Below are 18,276 nucleotides of genomic sequence, written 5' to 3'. Positions count from 1 at the left end.
AACTGACGCCATGAGCAACGCACTCGCCCTCGCCCATGTCAGCCAGGCCCTGGCCCTGCTGATCGAGTCCCACCTGCAGCCGGAGATCGACATGGCCGTCAAGGTGGAGCCGCGCAAGCCGCCCACCGAACCGCCGACGGACCCCACCATCTCCGTCTTCCTCTACCAGATCACCCCCAACACCTCGCAGCGCAACAACGACCTGCCCACCCGCGCGCCCGACGGCAAGCTGGTGCGCCGTGCCGCCGCCGCACTCGACCTGCAGTACCTGATCACCGCGTACGGCGACGAGACCGAACTGGTCGGGCAGCGGCTCATCGGTTCGGTGGTGCGCACCCTGCACGAGATACCCGTCCTGCCCAAGGACGTCATCGAACTCGCCGGTGAGAAGCCCTACTTGGCGGACAGCAATCTCGCGGAGTCGGTCCAGCGGGTGCGGTTCACGCCGACGGTCATGGACGTCGACGAGACGTCGAAGCTGTGGGGGATGCTCTACCAGACCCCGTACGCGCTGTCGGTGGTCTACCAGGCCTCCCTCGTCTTCATCGACGGCCGCGAGACCCCGGTACCGGCGAAGCCGGTCGAACGGTCCGAGGTACGGGTGCTGCCGTTCGGGGCACCGGGTGCGCCGGTCCCTCCGGGGGGTGAGCCGAAATCCGATGAACCGTCAGTGGACAGGTCGGACGCGGAAGTTGAGGCACCCGAAGAGCCCGCCCCGAAGAAGACCACCAAAGCCGTCGCCAAGACCACGCCCAAGGCACCCGCCCGTACGCGGAAAGCGGCGCAGCCGGCGAGGACCGCGAAGCGGACGCCGAGGAGCGCACGGCCCGCCGAGGAGACGGACTCCGGCTCCGGAAGGCGGGCGGCGGACGGCGACGAGGGCGCGGAGAACTGAGACGACGTGGGACCTACGGGGGCAGGTGAGGACATGGGCACATACGAGCCGGGCACGGCGACGGCGGCCGACGGCGGCACGACGCTGACGGCCGAGATCCGGCGCGTCCTCGCTCGCGTCGACGCGCACGCTGCCCGAGCCGATGCGCACGCTGCCCGAGCCGATGCGCACGGGGCTCGAGGCGATGCGCACGGGGGTCAAGTTGACGCGCACGCGACCCCCGCCGGCGAGGCCCGGCACGACGCCGCCGCAGGCGCTGCCGCCGGGCCGGGGAACAGCGACGAAGCCGAGACCGCCGTCGTACCCGCCGCCCTGGTCACCGCAGCCCTCGACGCCCTCGTCAGCTGCTTCGGCCTGACCCCCTTCGAACGCGACCTCGTCCTGCTCACCGCCGCCGACGAACTGGACCCCACGACCGCCGCCCGGTGTGCGGCGGCCGCCGGAGACCCGCAGCGGGCGTACCCCACCTTCTCGCTCGCGCTGGCCGCCCTGGACGGCCCGCACTGGAGCGCGCTCACCCCCGTGGCCCCGCTCAGGCGCTGGCGGATCGTCGAACTGGAGGACGAGACCCGGCTGACCGTCTCCCGGCTCCGGCTGGACGAGCGCATCCTGCACTTCCTGCTGGGCTCGCCCTACCTGGACGCCCGGCTGCACGGCAGGCTCCGCCGCACCCCGGCACCGGAGGCGCTCCCGCCGTCGTACGACCTGGCCGCGAGCCGGCTCGCCGAGGGCTGGACGGAGGAGGGCCGCAGCCCCGACGCACCGCTTCTGGTCGAGGTGACCGGCGGGGACCTGCGCAGCCGGGCCGACATCGCCGCCGCCGCGGCCGCCCGCTGCGGGCTCGGGGTGTACGCCATGAGCGCCGAGGACGTGCCGGCCGACCCCGTCGAACGCGACCGGCTGGCCCGGCTGTGGCAGCGGGAGGCGATCCTGCTGCCGGCCGCGCTGCTGGTGGAGGCCGGCGAACTGGACCGGGACCAGCGGGCGGCGACCGAGGCGTTCCTGGCCGGGGCCGCCGTACCCGTCGTGGTGTCCAGCGAGGACCCGTTGCGCACCGAGCGCCCGCACGGCCTGCGGGTGCCCGTCCCCCGCCTGGACGACGACGAGCAACTCGCGCTCTGGGCAGACGCGTTCGAGCAGGTCGCCGATCTGGAAGAAAGCGAACTCCGGTCCCTGGTCGCGCAGTTCCAGCTGCCGCCGCACGTCGTACGGTCCGCCGCTGCCGCCGTACGCCGCCGGCTGCCCCACGAGGACGAACTGGACGCCGCCGAACTCGCCTGGCTGGCCGGTCTGGACGAGGCCCGCATCGGCATGGACGAACTCGGCCGCCGGATCGAGCCCAGGGCCGGCTGGGACGACCTCGTGCTGCACGAGCGGCAGACGGCCGTGCTGCGGGAGATCGTCGCGCACGTGCGGCAGCGTTCGACCGTCCACCAGGAGTGGGGCTTCGCCGCGACCCTGCGCCGCGGACTCGGCGTCACCGCCCTGTTCGCGGGCGGCTCCGGCACCGGCAAGACCCTCGCGGCCGAGGTCATGGCGAAGGAGCTGGGCCTCGACCTGTTCGTCGTGGACCTCTCCCAGGTGGTCAGCAAGTACATCGGCGAGACCGAGAAGAACCTCCGCCGGGTCTTCGACGCCGCCGAACGCGGCGGCGCACTGCTGCTGTTCGACGAGGCCGACGCCCTCTTCGGCAAGCGCAGCGAGGTCAAGGACAGCCACGACCGGTACGCCAACCTCGAGGTCAGCTATCTGCTCATGCGGATGGAGGCCTACCGCGGCCTCGCCATCCTCACCACCAACATGAAGCAGGCCCTCGACACGGCCTTCCTGCGCCGCATCCGCTTCGTGGTCGACTTCCCCTTCCCGGCCGAGAACGAACGCGCCGAGATCTGGCGCCGCGTGCTGCCACCGCAGGCCCCCGTCAAGGACATCGACCCCGCCCTCCTCGCCCGGCTCACCGTCGCCGGCGGCTCGATCCGTAACATCGCGCTGTCCGGGGCGTTCCTCGCCGCCGAGGAGGGCGACCGGCTGCAGATGCGGCACATGCTCGCGGCCGCCCGCACCGAGTACCTCAAGCTGGAGCGCTCGCTGACGCCGACGGAGGTCCGCGGATGGGTGTGAGCAGAAGGCCTTCGGCGATCCGCGTGGAGATCGGCGAACTCGTACTCGACGGTTTCCGCGCGGACCCGGCCCGCGTCTCGGCCTCGTTCGAACGCGAACTCACCCGGCTGGTACGGCTGCACGGTGTACCCCTTGCCGCGCACGGCGCCCTGACGGTCGACGCGCTGACCGGCCTCGCGCCGCTGCCCGCCGGGCTGTCCGCACGCCGGCTCGGCCAGGAACTGGCCCGCGCGGTGCACGAGGGACTCAGCGGCCACGGGGAGGTGACGCCGTGAGCTCCCAGGCACAGCAGGACAACGCGGAGCAGAGTGCCGAACAGCGCCGGCGCAAGCGCAAGGAGCAGGCCGCCAAGTCCCGCGCCCCCGAACCGAAGAACATCGTCAGCGGCGCCGGACAGCCCCTCGACCCGGGCGTACGACGCGAACTGGAGGAGCAGCTCGGCCACGACCTCAGCCGGGTACGCCTGCACAGCGGCCGCGACGCCGCACAGCTCACGCAACTCCTCGGCGCGGACGCCGTCGCCGTCGGCCAGGACATCCTCTTCCGCGAGGGCGCCTTCAAGCCGGGCACTGACGAGGGCCGCCGCCTCCTCGCCCATGAGTTGCTGCACACCGTGCAGAACCCGCACGGCCTGGGCGCGCTGCGAGCCGGCCGCGAGCCGGGGGCGGTGAGTCTGCCGCAGCAGGCGATCGAGCGGGAGGCGGAGGCTGCGGCGCAGAGCCTCGTACGGCCGGAGCGGGAGCAGTCCGCCCCGGAGGTGAAGGAGGGGCAGGCGACGCCCGGTTGGCTGCGGTACGCCACCCTGGACGCGGACCGCAGGCGCACGGAGGCGATCGATCCGGCGACCCTCGTCGACCGGCTCGCCAACTCGGTCGTACGCTCGCTGCGCGGCGACCCGGAAGACCTGTCCAAGCGCACCCGCAAGCAACTGGCCGGGCTGCCCGAGGAGTTGCTCGACCAGGTCCTCGACCGGCTGGAGAACCGGCTGCTCGGTTCCGAACAGGACCGCGTGCTGGACCTCGTCGACGACATCGACGCGTACGACGACTTCGCCGACGACCGGGTGGAGCGCGACGCCCACGACGCCCCCGAGATCGAGCCCGACACGGCCGAGGAGATCCAGGCCGAGCGGGACAGCACCCGGCGCGACGACGCGGAGGAGCGGGCCCGGAAGGACAAGCCGGAGACCGCGCCCGGTCCGGAGAAGGACCGGACCGACCACGAGGGCGCGCCCGGAAGCACTCCGCCGAACGGCGGCACCCGCGAGGAGCAGCGGAAGCAGTCGCGCTCCGAGGCGGGCGGCGGCGGAGCCCGGTCGTCCTCCGGAGCCGGGCAGCGGGAGCCGGCGGCCACCGGACCGGCGGGAGGGGCCACCTCCGCGCAGGGCGGTCAGGGCGCGCAGGCCGAGGAGAAGACACAGGCCCAGGGAGCCGGCCAGGGGCAGCAGAAGGACGAGGGCGCCAAGGAGACGGGCGACCAGCAGGGCGCCCCGACAGCCGGCGCGGAGGAGTCCGCCGCTCGGAACCGCCCCGGAGCCGCCGAGCAGTTCGTCACCGGCAAGCAGGTGAGCAAGGAGGACAAGCGCGGCCCGGAACAGCCGACCGCTTCGCCCACGGTGGGCCGGGACACCGAGCTACCCGCTCGGTCGAGCAGGCTGGACGGGGTACGCAACCAGGATCTCGACGTCCCCGAGGAGTCGGCGGACGAGGACGCGGCCGAGTCCGACAGCGCCTCGGAGGTGGAGGTCGGAGGCGGCGAGGCGAGCGCCTGGGACACCAAGCTCCAGCCGGAGGACTTCCTGCCGGAGCAGGATCCCGACCTGTCCGGGGTTCCGACGGCGGACGCGAGCCAGGACGCCGCAGCCGGCGGCGCGTCGCTCCCCGACTTCCCCGCACCCCCGTTGACCAAGGCCGACCGGGTGCAGGCCGAGCGCGATGCCGAGGACGCCGAGGACGCGGCGGCCGAAGCGGAGGCGGAGTCCGAGGACGACACCGCCGAGGAAGCGGCGACCGAGCCCTCTACGTCCCGGGAGACGGAGGGCGGACCGGGTGACACCCTGCTCGCCGATCTGGGTGCGGACCGGACGGTCACGACTCCGGCGGGCACCAGTGCGGTCTCCAAGGACCCGAAGCACGGAGACGATCCGAAGGTCGGACCGGTCACGGCACAGACCACGGTGCAGCAGGCGCCCGGCGCGCAGGACGGCGGGAAGTCGGAGGAGAGCGGGGCCGCGAAGGAGACCGCGGCCAAGCAGGAGAAGGGCACTCCGGCCGCGGGGGACGGGGCGGCAGCCGGTCAGGAGAAGAGTTCCCCGCAGGCGGTGGGCGGTACGGCCGCCGCGCCCGCGCCGAAGAGCGAGCAGCAGCCGGCCCCCGCGGCCGCGGCCGCCGGAACCGAGCGTACGGACGACGCCAAGTCGCCCTCGGCAGCCCGCGACTCCCATATCACCGGCGGATCCAACGCGGACCGCCCCGGCAGCTCCACCAGTGGGCCGCGGAGCGGGGCCGCGCCCGAGGCCGACCGCACTCCGAGCGAGCAGAGCGCGGCACCGCAGCCCGCTCCGACACGGGCGACCGCCCCCGCCCCGGCGTCCGAGCCCAAGGCAGCCGACGCCGAGCCCGCGGCGACGGAGGAACGGGCACCCAGGACCGCGGTCCCGAAGTCGGCACCCGCTGCCTCCGGCACCACGGGCGGCGGCGTCGCCAGCAAGCCGGCCGGCAAGGGCAAGGGGAAGAAGGATTCGGGGCCGGCCCCGAACCTCTCCCAGGTCTCGCCCGAGGCCGGGCTGAGCACGGCCGCCCGGTTGAAACCCCACCAGGCGCTGGAGGCGATGGGCGGGGTCGGCGGCTCGGTCGACCGCAGCGTCGGCGACGAGCACAAGCAACTCGCCGCCGCGCCGCCCTCGATGCAGCGTCCCGCGGGCGCGCCGCAGACCCTGGAGGGCAAGCCGAAGACCGACTCACCCGCCCAGTACTCCCAGGACCCGGCGCAGAAGTCGGACGCGCCCGAGCAGGAGAACGCCGAGGTCACGGGGGCGAAGCAGCCCGAAGGCCAGATCGAGGCGGAGAAGGCCGAGGAGCCCAGCGGCTGGCAGACCTTCAAGATGGCGCTCGGCTTCGGCATCGGCTGGCTCGCCGAGAAGCTCGGCTTCAAGGTCGACAAGCAGGAGCTGGCGGCCAAGTTCGCCGGGTTGCCCACCAAGGACGAAGCCCTCAAGCAGGCCCAGGCGGGCAACGCGCCCGGCGTGCAGATGCAGAGTGCCGCGGAGCAGACGACCGGCGAACAGGGTTCCGCCGTCGACGCGAAGGGCCAGGAGACCGTCGACACCGCTCGGGACGACTCCGGCCGTGGGATGGGCGAGGACCAGGTCTACCCCGACGCCCCCCAGGAGCAGCTGAAGGGCAAGGTGCCCGGCGCGGACGGCGCCAAGGCCGCCGCGCCCGGCAAGGCGTCCACGGGCGCGGTGCCCCCGGACGCGGCGTCCGCGGTGGCGGAGCACGACCGCGGGCCCGAGTTCCAGGCGGCGTTCAGCCAGGGCCAGAAGGGCATGTCCGACAGCCGTCAGACCAAGGACAAGGACTTCCGCGACTCGCAGCAGAAGCACAAGCAGCAGGTCGACGGCGAGATCGGCAAGAACACGCGGGAACAGTCGGGTCAGCGGACGAAGGCCCTCGACGAGGTCACGGCACAGCGCACCGACTGGCGCAAGGAGCAGGACCAGGAGCTCCAGAAGCTCGGCAGCAAGAAGACCGAGCGGTCTCAGAAGCTGCGCAAGGACGTCGAGGACCGCGAGAAGAAGACCGACGACGACGTCTCGAAGCAGAAGACCGACAGCGACAAACAGATCAAGGACAAGGGCGACCAGGCCGAGACGGACGCCAAGAACAAGACGGACAGCGCGGCCAAGGACTCCGGCAACTGGCTCACGAAGGCCTTCGACTGGATCAAAGAGAAGGTCATCGAGATCAAGAACGCGATCGTCCGGATCATCCGGGAGGCGCGTGACGCGGTCGTCGGCTTCATCAAGAACTTCAAGGAGACCGTCGAACGCTGGATCAACGAGGCCCGGAAGTTCATCGTCGACACCGTCAAGAACCTGATCAACGACCTGATCGAGTTCGCCAAGGCGATGGTCCGGGCCGTCATCGAACTGGCCGCCCGCATCCGGAAGTTCATCACCAATCTCATCGCTGCGGCGATCGCGTTCGTCACCAGGCTCGCGGCAGCGCTGAAGCAGATCGTCACGGACCTGCTCAACGCCCTCGCCAAGATGCTCAGCGACATCCTGAACATCCTCAAGAAGATGCTCATGGACGTCATCAAGTCCGTGATCGACGCGGTCAAGACGATCCTCGACTACGCCTCCAAACTCCTGGGCGCGTTCGGCGAGTTCATGATGATCGCGATCGACTTCCTGGACGACCCCGGCGGCTGGCTGAGCGGCGCAAAGAACTCCGCGGTGGACGGCGCGAAGAACCACCTGTTCCGCGAGGTCCAGTCCGCCGTCAAGCAGTGGTTCCAGTCGAAGATCGAGGAGATCATCGGCGTACCCAAGGCCATCATCGACAAGCTGATCAAGGGCGGTTTCTCGCTCGAGCGGATCGTGAAGGAGACCTGGGACGCCGTGGTGCCCCAGCTCCCGTTCATCATCGGCGAGATCGTGATCACCAAGGTCATCGCGAAGCTGATCCCGGGCGCGGGCTGGGTGACGGCCGTCATCGACGCGATCCGCACGGCGATCGGCGCCCTGGGCCAGATCCTGAGCGCCATGGGCGCGGTCCTCGCCTGGCTCCGCGCGGTCCGCCAGGGCGGCGCGGGCATCCTGTTCGCCAAGGCGGTCGCGGCAGGCATCGTCGCCCTCCTGGAACTGGCCTACCAGGCACTGCTGGACGGCATCGGCAAGTACGTCGCGAAGGTGGGCAAGCGTCTGAAGGGGGTGGCGGCGAAGCTCGGGCGGGGCGGCAAGGAAGGAGGGCGGCCGGGCAGGCATGCCGGGGGCTCCGAGGAGGGCGGTGCCCCGAGTGGGAACCGGCCGACGGAGAAGACTCCGGGCGAACGTCCGACGACTCGGCCCAAGGACACCGAGGGCGCCGGCCGCAAGCCCGCGGGTGGCGACACAGACGGGGCGACACGACCGAAGACCGAGGAGCCGGGCGCCACCCGTCCGACGAACAAGCCCACCGGCAGGCCGGAGACGCGTCCCACCCCGTCGGCAAAGCCCAAGCCGAAGCCGGAACCCCGGCCGAAGCCGAAGCTCGACAAGGACGAAGCTCCCGGCAGGCCGAAGGACGACAAGAACCCGGCCAAGCCCAAGGACGACCAGAAGCCCTCCACGGGCAAGGAGTCCGAACCGACCAAGCCGAAGAACGCCGAAGGCGAGGGCAAGGACGCTCCGAACAAGCCCAAGGACGCCAAGGACGACGGCAAACCGGCCAAGCCCAAGCCGGGCGAGCACGCGGACGACCCGAAGAAGCCCAAGGGCGGTAAGGGCGAGGACCCGAAGAAGCCGAAGCACGGCAAGGAGGACGACCCGAAGAAGCCGAAGCACGGCAAGGAGGACGACCCGAAGAAGCCCAAGCACGGCAAGGAGGACGACCCGAAGAAACGGGGACCGCACAAACCAAAGGGCGACAAGGACAGCAAGAAAAAGAAGCGAAACGAAGAGGAGGACTCCAGCAGTGCAAAGCAAGCCCGCCTGGAGTTGATAGCTGCGAAGATCCGCGACGCTCTCAGGGAGCGGCTTGATCCTGGAATCGAGTTCAGTACCTTCAGGGCACTCCTGGCCAGTATGAGGAGGCACTACAGGCTTACCTCCCTCTACAAACAGGGAGGGGAGAAGTTCACTGTCATTGCGCACCTCAATCCTTCTGTCCCCGTGATTCCTGGGTACAGCACCTACGAAACAAAAATCGATCACCTGAAGCCGGACCCTCCGCTTCCCACGCCAAGCGCACCGTCGAAGAGGAACAACGTGCTGGCCAGCAACTTCACGGCGGAGGCCATAAGTGAAGGGTGGGCGAAGAGGCGCGGCGAGAAAGCGGACAAGGCTCGAAAGGATGAACCCAAGGGGTTCCGCTACATCAACAAGTACGATCTCAACGCAGACTCGAGCAATTTCTGGGTCCGGCAGCATTTGCTGACGGAACTTCTGGGCGGAACGGCCGATGGAAGGAATCTCGTTCCGGCTAGAAACAGGGTGAACCAGAACTTCAAGAACGAGGTTGAGATTCCGGCCGAGCAGTGGATTCGATCCGGGAAGAACAAGATTGCCTGGTACGACGTCAAGGTGAGTTACCACTCCGGAGTGCCAGAGGGCTTCCCGTCGTTCCTCAAGACGGAATGGGGGGCCTACTATCCTGACTACAAGAACAACAAGTGGGTGAAGGAGAGGCGGGCGCGTGATTACAACGAGAGGTCGGATCTCGAGATGCCGCCCGGCCCCGGAGATCGAGTTTACGTCAACTACGACACAGCCGTACGTATGCAAAACATGCTAAATATTCCAAAGGGGATCTCTGAAGATATCGAGGATGTCGCCGAGGCTCACAGTCATAACATCCCGAACTTGTCTGTCCTGCTCGAGGACCTGAAGACGCTCAGGATGCTCAAGCGCCGGCGCAAGAAGGGCTGGGACGGGCAGATTCGTAAACTCATCCAAGCCGCGGCGGCAGGGCACCTCACCTTCGATAAGAAGCCGTGAGTGCTCCACGATCAAGGGAACTGAGAAATGCGTGAATACTCGGCGATCGAATCGGAACTGTATGCATCCTTCGATGCGATCCTGGAATCCGAAGCCCTGGAAGTGGACTTCGAGAAGGTCGGAGCCTTCACTGACCCGTCGGCCGGCAGGCCCTCGGGATTCGAAGTGCAGTCGGAGTGGAACGGTGTGATTCTCTCTCCGCGCCTCGATGAGGCGACGCCGTGGATCACTGAGCTCGCGTGCTGCTGGCGATCGGTGCGCCGAAAGAAAATGCCGGAAATTCACGGAGAGTTCCGTGTGCGTAACATTTATGAATCGCTTCTGAGGTCTGCGCCGGACCTTGCTTGGGAGAAGGCTCCCGACTCCGAGAAGCGATTGGTTGCAGAGTTCCGTACGATTGACGACACGCCTCGTTCTGGGGCCGGGTTGCTTGCAGCTATCCGAGTTCAACCTAATGTCGACCCGCTTGAGATCTGGTACTACGACAAGGATCTGAGTCGCTATCCGGGTCATTCCTCCGATTATGTTCGCTTGGATCTGGACTATCGTGAGTACATGAAGATGCTCTCGGTCACCAAGGGAACTTTCGGGTGGCAATACCTCTTCTCCGATGTAACCTTGAGCGGCCTCAGCGGACAGGTCAGCGAGAACCTCGAAGCGATGCTCGAGGTGTTCCCGGTCGCATTTCCCCAGTACGACTACACCCCGTTGCGTGAGCGTCTGGAGGCCCGTCTGTGACCCGCTACGCCGACATCCCCAAACCCATCCGCTCCGGAATAGTCGTCGTCGCCCCCGACACCGGCACCCCCCAGCGCATCATCGTGCTGCAGTTCAACCCGGACACCCTGGAGCGCAGCATCGCGCCGCAGTCCGCCGGCGACGGCGGTGACGCGGGAGGCGGCGGAACCGGCAGTGGGGACCGCAATGAGGCCCTCCGGCTCAAGGGTCCCGCCCAGGAGACCTGGAAGTTCACCGCCGAGATCGACGCGACCGACCAGCTGGAGATCGCCGCACCCGAGGGGATCCACCCCCAACTGGCCACGCTCGAGATGCTCGTGCAACCGACCACGGCCCAGTTGCGGGCCGCGAGCAAGCTGACGCAGAAGGGCGTCATCGAGATCAGTCCGATCGAGATGCCGTTGACGCTGTTCACGTGGGGGAGCAAGCGGGTCATGCCGGTCAGACTGACCGAGCTGTCCGTCAATGAGTCCGCCTTCGACGTCAATCTCAACCCCATCCGGGCCTCGCTCAGCATCGGGATGAAGATCCTGACCGTCAGCGACCTGCCCGCGGGGCATCGCGGTGCCGATCTGTACATGGCGCACCTCGCGCAGAAGGAACGGCTCGCCGCCATGGCCCGCGGTGGCAGCCTCGGCTTGCTCGGGCTCGGCGGCGCCGACCTCGTGACCGGAAGGGGATGAGCACAGCACGCCATGTCCACCATCGAGCCTTATGAGAGTGCCCTGGACTCCATACCGGGGGCGCATCCCTACCCGCGCACCAGCCGGTACCACGATGCAGAGATCGGGGTGTATCGGAGGGACGACGGGACCGAAGTGCGGTATGCCAAGCGCCGGTTGCTGCCACCGCTCGACCAGAGTGGTGAGGAGACCGAGGCGCACACCGTCGGTGCCGGCGACCGGCCCGATCTGCTCGGGCGGCGGTTCTTCGGCGACCCGGGGCAGTGGTGGCGGATCGCCGACGCCAATCCCGTCCTCGATCCGCGGGAGTTGACCGACGAGACCGGCCGCGTGATCGACATACCTTCGGCCGGTGGGTTCTCGCGCGGAGACCGGCGTGTCTGAACAGAGCGTGGGGCAGGGCCCCGTACACATACAGCTCCTCATGGGGCCCACGCTGGCCCGCCCGGTCCCGGCCGAGGTCGCCGAGGCGCTGCTGTCCGCCCAGATCACCGCCACGGCGGGCGAACGCAGCGGATTCCAGATCGCGTTCGACCTCACCAAGAACGGGATGATCGGCACGCGGCTGCTGCCGGAGGGGTTCTTCGACCCGAAGACCCGCGTCATCGTCCAGGTGAGCGTGAGCGGTACGCCCGAGGTGCTGTTCGACGGGCTGATCGTGCGTCAGGAGGTCGGCGCCAGCAACATCCCCGGCCACTCCACCCTCACCGTCACCGGTGAGGACCTGACCCTGCTCATGGACCTGGAGGAGCGCACCGCCCGCTACCCCAACCTGCCCCCGTCCGAGCGCGTGCTGGCCATCCTCCGCCGGTACTCGGACTACGGCATCCGGCCGGACGTCTACACCGAGAAGGTGTCCCAGCCCCCGCACCAGGACCTCCGCGTGCACTACCAGACGGGTACCGATCTCCAGTACGTCACCGACCTGGCCCGAGCCAACGGATACACCTTCTATCTGGAGCCCGGTCCCAACCCGGGTCAGTCGTCCGCCCGTTGGGGACCCGAGGTCCGTCTCGGTGCGCGTCAGCACGCCCTCAACGTCAACATGGACGCCAACTCCACGGTGGACCAGCTGACCTTCGCCTACGACGGCACCGCGCGCGAGGAGCCGCAGGCCCGCTGGCAGGACCCGGGCACCCGGCACGCCACCCTCCTGCCCCAGCCGCCGATCAGCCCCCTGCGCCCGCCTCTCGGCAGGCGCCCGACGCCGGCCCTCAAGCGCAGGACGCTGTCCGGCACCGCCAAGCAGCAGCGCGAGCAGGCCGAGGCCGAACTCCTCGCCAGGGCCGCGGTCTCCGCCGACGTCGTCTCCGGCTCGGGCTCGCTGGACGTGAACCGGCACGGCTACCTCCTCCAGCCGCGCCGGCTCGTCGGCGTGCGCGGCGCGGGGCGGGCGTACGACGGCGACTACTACGTCAAGTCCGTCACCCACAACCTCCGCCCCGGTTCCTTCCAGCAGAACTTCACCCTCACCCGGGAGGGGCTGGAGGCGCGCAGCAACCGCGTGGACCCGTGACCGTGAGCGTGATCCGACGCGACCGGGGCGAAAGAAGCGCCCCGAGCGGTCGAAGAGCGCCAAGCGACCGAACCGACCGAAGCACCTGAACCACCCACCGACCAGGAGCAGTTCAGTATGGCGGCACCCAACAATCGCTACCTCGGCAAGTTCCGCGGCCGGGTGGTCAGCAACGACGACCCGTTGCACATCGGCCGGATCACGGCCGAGGTGCCGGACGTCCTCGGCGACGAGGCGTCCACCTGGGCGCTGCCCTGCCTGCCGTTCACCGGGCCGGAGTCGGGGCAGTTCGTGGTGCCGCCGCCGGGCGCGGGTGTGTGGGTGGAGTTCGAGCAGGGGGACCCCAGCTTTCCGGTGTGGACCGGCTGCTGGTACGGCGACGCCGGTGAACTGCCGCCCGACGCGCGCCGCGAACTCCAGGGCAACGCGACGAACAAGCCGGTCGTCGTGCAGACCCCGGGCAACCACAAGATCGTGCTCAACGACACCGCGGGCGCCGAGCAGGGGATCCTCCTGCAGGCGCAGGGCGGTGCCTATATCCGGATCACCAAGGAAGCCGTGGTCATCGCCACCGGCGCGGGCGCCGAGGTCGTCCTGCGCGGCCGCGAAGTGACCATCAACGAGGGCCAGTTGACCGTGCTCTCCAAGCGATAGACAACGGGGGAAAGAAGTTGTCCGGAAGTCTGCTGGACGCGGGCGCCGTGATCGGCTGCCCGCACGGCGGCCGCGCCACGCCCGCCACCACACCCTCCGGCGGCGCACGGATCGCCGGCGCCGCCGTCGCCACGGCCGCCCACACGTACGTCGTCACCGGCTGCCCGCACACGCTCGACGGGGTGCCCTCGCCGTGCGTCGCGGTCCGCTGGACCGCCGACACCACCGGCGTCACCGTCGACGGCGCGCCCGTGCTGCTCGACACCTCCGCCGCCCAGTGCTTCAGCGCGGCCCTCGTCCCGCAGGGACCGCCCGTCGTCCAGGCCGCGCAGCGAAAGGTCACCGTCCGATGACGCCGACGAGCCCACGCATCCGCACCGACATCGCGTTCCCCTTCCGCACCGACCGCCGGGGACGCACCGCGCACGCCCGCCCCGCCGAGCACGTCCACGACCTGATCGAACAGCTGCTGTTCACCAGCCCCGGCGAGCGTGTGATGCGCCCCGACTTCGGCTGCGGACTGCTCGACCTGGTCTTCGCCCCGAGCAGCCCCGAACTGGTCAGCACCCTCGAACTCTCCGTCCAGGCCGCGCTGCAGCGCTGGCTCGGCGACCTGGTCGAGGTCGTGGCCCTCGACATCGAGAGCGGCGACGACGTCGTACGCGTGCATCTGTCGTACGTCGTCCGCGCCACCGGAGCGGTCCGCGAGGACGTCTTCGAGGGGAGGGCGGCATGAGCGCGGGAACCACCCGGCGGGCCAAGGTACGGGCCGCGCAGCTCAACGGGGTCGACGCCGTCGAGGTCAGCGACGACGGGCTGCTGCTCACCGTCACCTTCCTCGGCAAGGCCCCGCACGGCCTCGGCCCCGAGAACGTCCGCATCGACGGCGGCCGGCGCATCATCGGTATCACCGCCGTCGACGTCAGCGTCGAACGCGAGGAGGACCCGGAGCTGGACGACCGGCTCTACGTCACCCTCGACCGGGCCGGCGACACCTCCCGCTACCGGCTGTCCCTGGTGGAGGCCGACCCCTACGGCCGCCCCGGCACCGTGCCGTACCGCGGCTTCGACCAGCGCTACCACAGCGCGTCCTTCGCCTTCCGGCCCGACTGCCCCACCCCCTTCGACTGCGTGGACGAGACCGAGGAGCCCCCGGCCTTCCCGGCCGCCCCGGTCGTCGACTACACGGCCCGCGACTACGACACCATCCGCAAGCTGCTGCTCGACCGGCTCGCGCTGACCACCCCCGACTGGGTGGAGCGCAACCCCGCCGACCTGGGCACGACCCTCGTGGAACTGCTCGCCCACACCGGCGACCAGATCAGCTACCACCAGGACGCGGTCGCCACCGAGGCGTACCTGGACACCGCGCGCCGCCGGGTCTCGGTGCGCCGGCACGTCCGGCTCATCGACTACGCGATGCACGACGGCTCCAACGCCCGCACCTACGTGACCGTCGAGACCGCCGCCGACCACACCCTGGCGCCCGGCACCTACCGCTTCGCCTCCGTCGACGTCCGCACCCTCGACCCGCACGACCGCCCGGAGCCCGGCACCGTCATCGACGAGAACGACCTCGGCGACCTGGACGAGCGAGGCTCGGTGGAGGTCTTCGAACCGGTCGTCACCGCCGACCCGCTGCGGCTGCGGCTCGCGCACAACGCGATCCGGCTGTGGACCTGGGACGGCGAGGTGTGCGCCCTGCCCCGGGGAGCCACCGCGGCCACCCTGCGCGACGAGTGGGTGGACCCCGAGACCTGCCGGGAACGCCGGCTGGACCTGAAACCGGGCGACGTCCTGGTCCTGGAGGAGGTCAAGGGCCCGCGCACCGGCACCCCCGGCGACGCCGACCCCGCCCACCGCCAGGCCGTACGCCTGACCTCCGTCACCCCGGGCCTGGACCGCATCGAGGACCAGCCCGTCCTGGAGGTCACCTGGGCCGCCGAGGACGCCCTGCGTTTCCCGCTCTGCCTCGCCACCCGCGGCGGACGCGACTGCCTGCCCGTCGAGGACGTCACCCTCGCCCGCGGCAACGCCGTCCTGGTCGACCACGGCCGCTCCGGACTCCACGAGCCGGTCACCGTGCCGCCGGTACCAGCTGTCGTGGCGCCCTGCGACCCGCCCGTATTCGGCTGCCACGACCGCAGCGAGGGCAACGCACCCGCACGGCTCATCGACTCCCTCACCGACAAGGCGGAGAGCGGCCGGGAACTCACCCCCGACGACATCCGCGAGCTGTTCGAGCTCGTGGGGGAGCGGGCCACCGTACGCGCCGGGCTCGGCCTGGAGCGCGCCGGGCAGCGGCACGTGGGGGTCCCCCCGGCCGGAGGCTGGGGGAGTGTCGTGCCCGGCACGGCGTACGCGCAGGCCGCCGCCCTGCGGACGCTGCTCGCACAGTCTGTCTACCCGGGCATCCGCCCCCGGTTCCGCCCCGTCCTCGGCCGGGCGCCGGTCACCCAGGCCGTGCCGTTCCCCGACCCGGGCACGGTCGCCGCCGGGCAGGCCGAGCGGATCGCCGCCATCCCCGGCCGGGTCCGGCAGCGGCTCGTCGACCTGTGGCGCAGCGCCCGCGACCGCGACGGGCTTGGCGAGGAGGAGATCACCGAACTCGCCCTGATCTACGGCCTGAAGGTGCTGGAGCGGCTGGAACTGCGCCGCCACCCGGTCCGCGCCCTGCGCGAACTGCTCCACCGCACCGATGAGTTGCTCGACGCCAAGCTGCGCCGCGTCGACATCCTCAGCGCCCGCGCCCGCGCCGGAACGGTCCTCGACGGGCACATCGCCTGGGAGATCGCGCACAGTTGGGGCCCGGCGTACGCGGCCGGACTCCACCCGGAGGAGCCGGTCCTGCGTGGCCCGGCGACCGCCGCCCTCGCCCAGGACCCACGGCGCGCCCTGCCCGCCGTACGACTCCACGACGGTGACGCGACCTGGGAGCCGCGCCGCGACCTGCTCGACAGCGCGGCCCGCGACCGGCACTTCGTCGGCGAGCCTGAGGACGACGGGCGTCTCGCCCTGCGCTTCGGCGACGGACGGCACGGTGCCGAGCCGACGCCCGGAGCACGTCTGGCGGTGCGCTACCGGCTGGGCGGCGGCCTGACGGGCAACGTCGGCGCGGAGGCCATCAACCACCTCGTCGTCGAGGCGGGCGGCGCGGCACCGGCCGCCACGGTCCGCAACCCGCTTCCCGCCACCGGCGGAACCGAGCCCGAACCCCTGGAGCAGGTACGCCAGTTGGCACCGCTCGACCTGCGCCGCACCCGGCTGCGCGCGGTCACCGCCGAGGACTACGCGGCCCTCGCCTCCGCCCTGCCGGGAGTGCAGCGGGCGGCCGCCGAGATCCGCTGGACCGGCAGCGTCCAGGAGGCGCACATCGCGATCGACGCGTACGGCAGCGGCACCCCGTCAGAGGAGCTGCTCACCTCGACGGCGCAGGCCCTGGAGACGTACCGGCGCATCGGTCACGACCTGGTGGTCGGCCCCGCCCGGCTGGTGCCGCTCGACATCGCGCTCACCGTGTGCGCCCTGCCCGGCCATCAGCACGGGCAGATTCTGGCGGAGCTGTACCGCGTGCTGGGCAGCGGGCGCCTCCCCGGCGGACGGCTCGGCTTCTTCCACCCCGACGCGCTGACCTTCGGCGAGCCGGTCCGGCTCAGCCGTCTGGTCGCCGTCGCGGCGGCCGTGCCCGGGGTGGAGAGCGTCGAGGTCACCCGGCTGCGGCGGTTGTTCGAACAGGACCGAGGAGAGAAGGAGGACGGCGTGCTGCGGCTCGGCCCGCTGGAGATCGCCACCTGTGACAACGACCCGGACCGGCCCGAACAGGGCCGGCTGGCGATATCCCTGGGAGGCGCCCGATGAGCCAGGCCTGCTCCTGCGGGGGCGCGTGCGGCGGCCACGACGAGCGCCTTGCCCCCGCCCCCCTGCACAACCCGCCCGGCCGCACCGCGCTCGACTACCGGGTCGGCGAGTACGGCTCCTTCCTCGCCGCCCTCCTCGACCGGCTGGCCTCGCCCGCCTACCCGGCCCTGGCCGGGCTGACCGTCCGCACCCCGGACGACCCGGCCGTCGGCCTGCTCGACGCCACCGCCGTCCTCGGTGACCTGCTCACCTTCCACTCCGAGCGGATCGCCGACGAGGCCTACATCCGTACCGCCAACGAACACCGCTCCCTGGTGCTGCTCGGGCGGCTCGTCGGGCACCGGCCGCGCCCCGGAGTGGCGGCCTCCACCCATCTGGCGTACACCCTCGAACGCGACGCGCGCGCCGAGGCCCTGCAGGTGCTCGTCCCGCGCGGGGCGCGCAGCCACAGCGTGCCCGCCTCCGCCGACGAGCAGTCGCTGACCTTCGAGACCGCCCGCGACCTCACCGCCCGCTGGGACTGGAACGAGCTGAAGGTACGGCGCCGCCGCCCCTCACTCGTCACGCCCGAGGACCTCGACCGCCGCTCCGAACTGTTCGTGGAGGGCACCGCGAACTCCCTCCAGACCGGCGACCAGCTCCTCTTCGTCTTCGGTGAACAGGCGGGCGGGGAGCGTAAGTTGCTGCCCGTGGCGGGCGTCCGGATCGACCGCGAGGACGAGGTCACCGCGATCTCGCTGCCCAAGTCGGCCCCGCCCACGCTCAAGGAGCTGGTGGACGAGGTACGGCGCTGGACCGCGGAGCCGGCCGCCCCCGGCGACCCGGGGGACGAGCCGCCGACGCCCGAGGTGCCCAACCCGCGCCCGGTCAGCCGCCTGATCGAGGACTTCGACGACCAGGTGCTCGCCCCCCTGCGCACGGACCTGGACGGCATCAAGACCCCGGAGCGCCTCGCCGCCCGCCTCGGCGAGCCCGTCGCCCGCCTGCGCGAGGCCGAGGTGCTGGCCGAGCCGTACGAGGACGTGGCGGCGTGGTTCGAGCAGCTGGAGGCGGTACTGGCGGAACTGGCCGAGCGGGCAATGGAGTTGGCTCCCGCGCAGCCCGCGCAGCC

The 18,276-nt window shown here is 70.7% G+C and carries 12 protein-coding genes and 1 pseudogene; all 13 read left to right on the top strand.

The window, feature by feature from the left end:
- Positions 1 to 10 precede the first annotated feature (10 nt).
- Positions 11 to 895: a Pvc16 family protein gene (locus BEK98_RS43050; RefSeq protein ID WP_094222281.1), complete on the top strand. Its 885-nt coding sequence runs from the start codon at positions 11 to 13 to the stop codon at positions 893 to 895.
- Positions 896 to 928: 33 nt separating this feature from the next.
- On the top strand, positions 929 to 3,016 hold the full coding sequence (locus tag BEK98_RS43045; protein ID WP_208643391.1) for an ATP-binding protein: 2,088 nt from the start codon (positions 929 to 931) through the stop codon (positions 3,014 to 3,016).
- Positions 3,007 to 3,291 carry a hypothetical protein gene (locus BEK98_RS43040; RefSeq protein ID WP_094222280.1) on the top strand — a complete coding sequence of 95 codons (285 nt, stop codon included), beginning with the start codon at positions 3,007 to 3,009 and terminating at the stop codon, positions 3,289 to 3,291. Before BEK98_RS43045 ends, BEK98_RS43040 begins: the two co-directional genes overlap by 10 nt.
- Positions 3,288 to 9,716: an eCIS core domain-containing protein gene (locus tag BEK98_RS43035; RefSeq protein WP_094222279.1), complete on the top strand. Its 6,429-nt coding sequence runs from the start codon at positions 3,288 to 3,290 to the stop codon at positions 9,714 to 9,716. The genes BEK98_RS43040 and BEK98_RS43035 overlap by 4 nt, the downstream gene beginning before the upstream one ends.
- A gap of 27 nt (positions 9,717 to 9,743) precedes the next feature.
- Positions 9,744 to 10,454, top strand: a complete 711-nt coding sequence (locus tag BEK98_RS43030) for a hypothetical protein (RefSeq protein WP_094222278.1) — start codon at positions 9,744 to 9,746, stop codon at positions 10,452 to 10,454.
- Positions 10,451 to 11,137, top strand: coding sequence for a hypothetical protein (locus BEK98_RS43025; protein ID WP_094222277.1), 687 nt, complete (start codon positions 10,451 to 10,453; stop codon positions 11,135 to 11,137). The genes BEK98_RS43030 and BEK98_RS43025 overlap by 4 nt, the downstream gene beginning before the upstream one ends.
- A gap of 12 nt (positions 11,138 to 11,149) precedes the next feature.
- Positions 11,150 to 11,521: a LysM peptidoglycan-binding domain-containing protein gene (locus tag BEK98_RS43020; RefSeq protein WP_094222276.1), complete on the top strand. Its 372-nt coding sequence runs from the start codon at positions 11,150 to 11,152 to the stop codon at positions 11,519 to 11,521.
- Positions 11,514 to 12,653: a hypothetical protein gene (locus BEK98_RS43015; protein ID WP_094222275.1), complete on the top strand. Its 1,140-nt coding sequence runs from the start codon at positions 11,514 to 11,516 to the stop codon at positions 12,651 to 12,653. The genes BEK98_RS43020 and BEK98_RS43015 overlap by 8 nt, the downstream gene beginning before the upstream one ends.
- Before the next feature lie 117 nt (positions 12,654 to 12,770).
- Positions 12,771 to 13,307 carry a phage baseplate assembly protein V gene (locus BEK98_RS43010; RefSeq protein ID WP_094222274.1) on the top strand — a complete coding sequence of 179 codons (537 nt, stop codon included), beginning with the start codon at positions 12,771 to 12,773 and terminating at the stop codon, positions 13,305 to 13,307.
- 17 nt (positions 13,308 to 13,324) lie between these two features.
- Positions 13,325 to 13,660, top strand: a complete 336-nt coding sequence (locus BEK98_RS43005) for a hypothetical protein (protein WP_094222273.1) — start codon at positions 13,325 to 13,327, stop codon at positions 13,658 to 13,660.
- The gene (locus BEK98_RS43000) at positions 13,657 to 14,043 is read left to right on the top strand and encodes a GPW/gp25 family protein (protein WP_094222272.1); all 387 of its coding nucleotides are present in this window, start codon (positions 13,657 to 13,659) and stop codon (positions 14,041 to 14,043) included. Before BEK98_RS43005 ends, BEK98_RS43000 begins: the two co-directional genes overlap by 4 nt.
- Positions 14,040 to 17,165, top strand: a complete 3,126-nt coding sequence (locus tag BEK98_RS42995; protein ID WP_094222271.1) for a putative baseplate assembly protein — start codon at positions 14,040 to 14,042, stop codon at positions 17,163 to 17,165. Before BEK98_RS43000 ends, BEK98_RS42995 begins: the two co-directional genes overlap by 4 nt.
- Positions 17,162 to 18,276: pseudogene (locus BEK98_RS42990) on the top strand (putative baseplate assembly protein); the annotation flags it as partial. The gene BEK98_RS42995 and the pseudogene BEK98_RS42990, both read left to right, overlap by 4 nt.

This window comes from Streptomyces diastatochromogenes, assembly GCF_002242805.1.
GTDB lineage: Bacteria > Actinomycetota > Actinomycetes > Streptomycetales > Streptomycetaceae > Streptomyces > Streptomyces diastatochromogenes.
The sequence above is the reverse complement of the archived record's forward strand: the minus strand, read 5'-3'. Positions and strand labels throughout refer to the sequence as shown.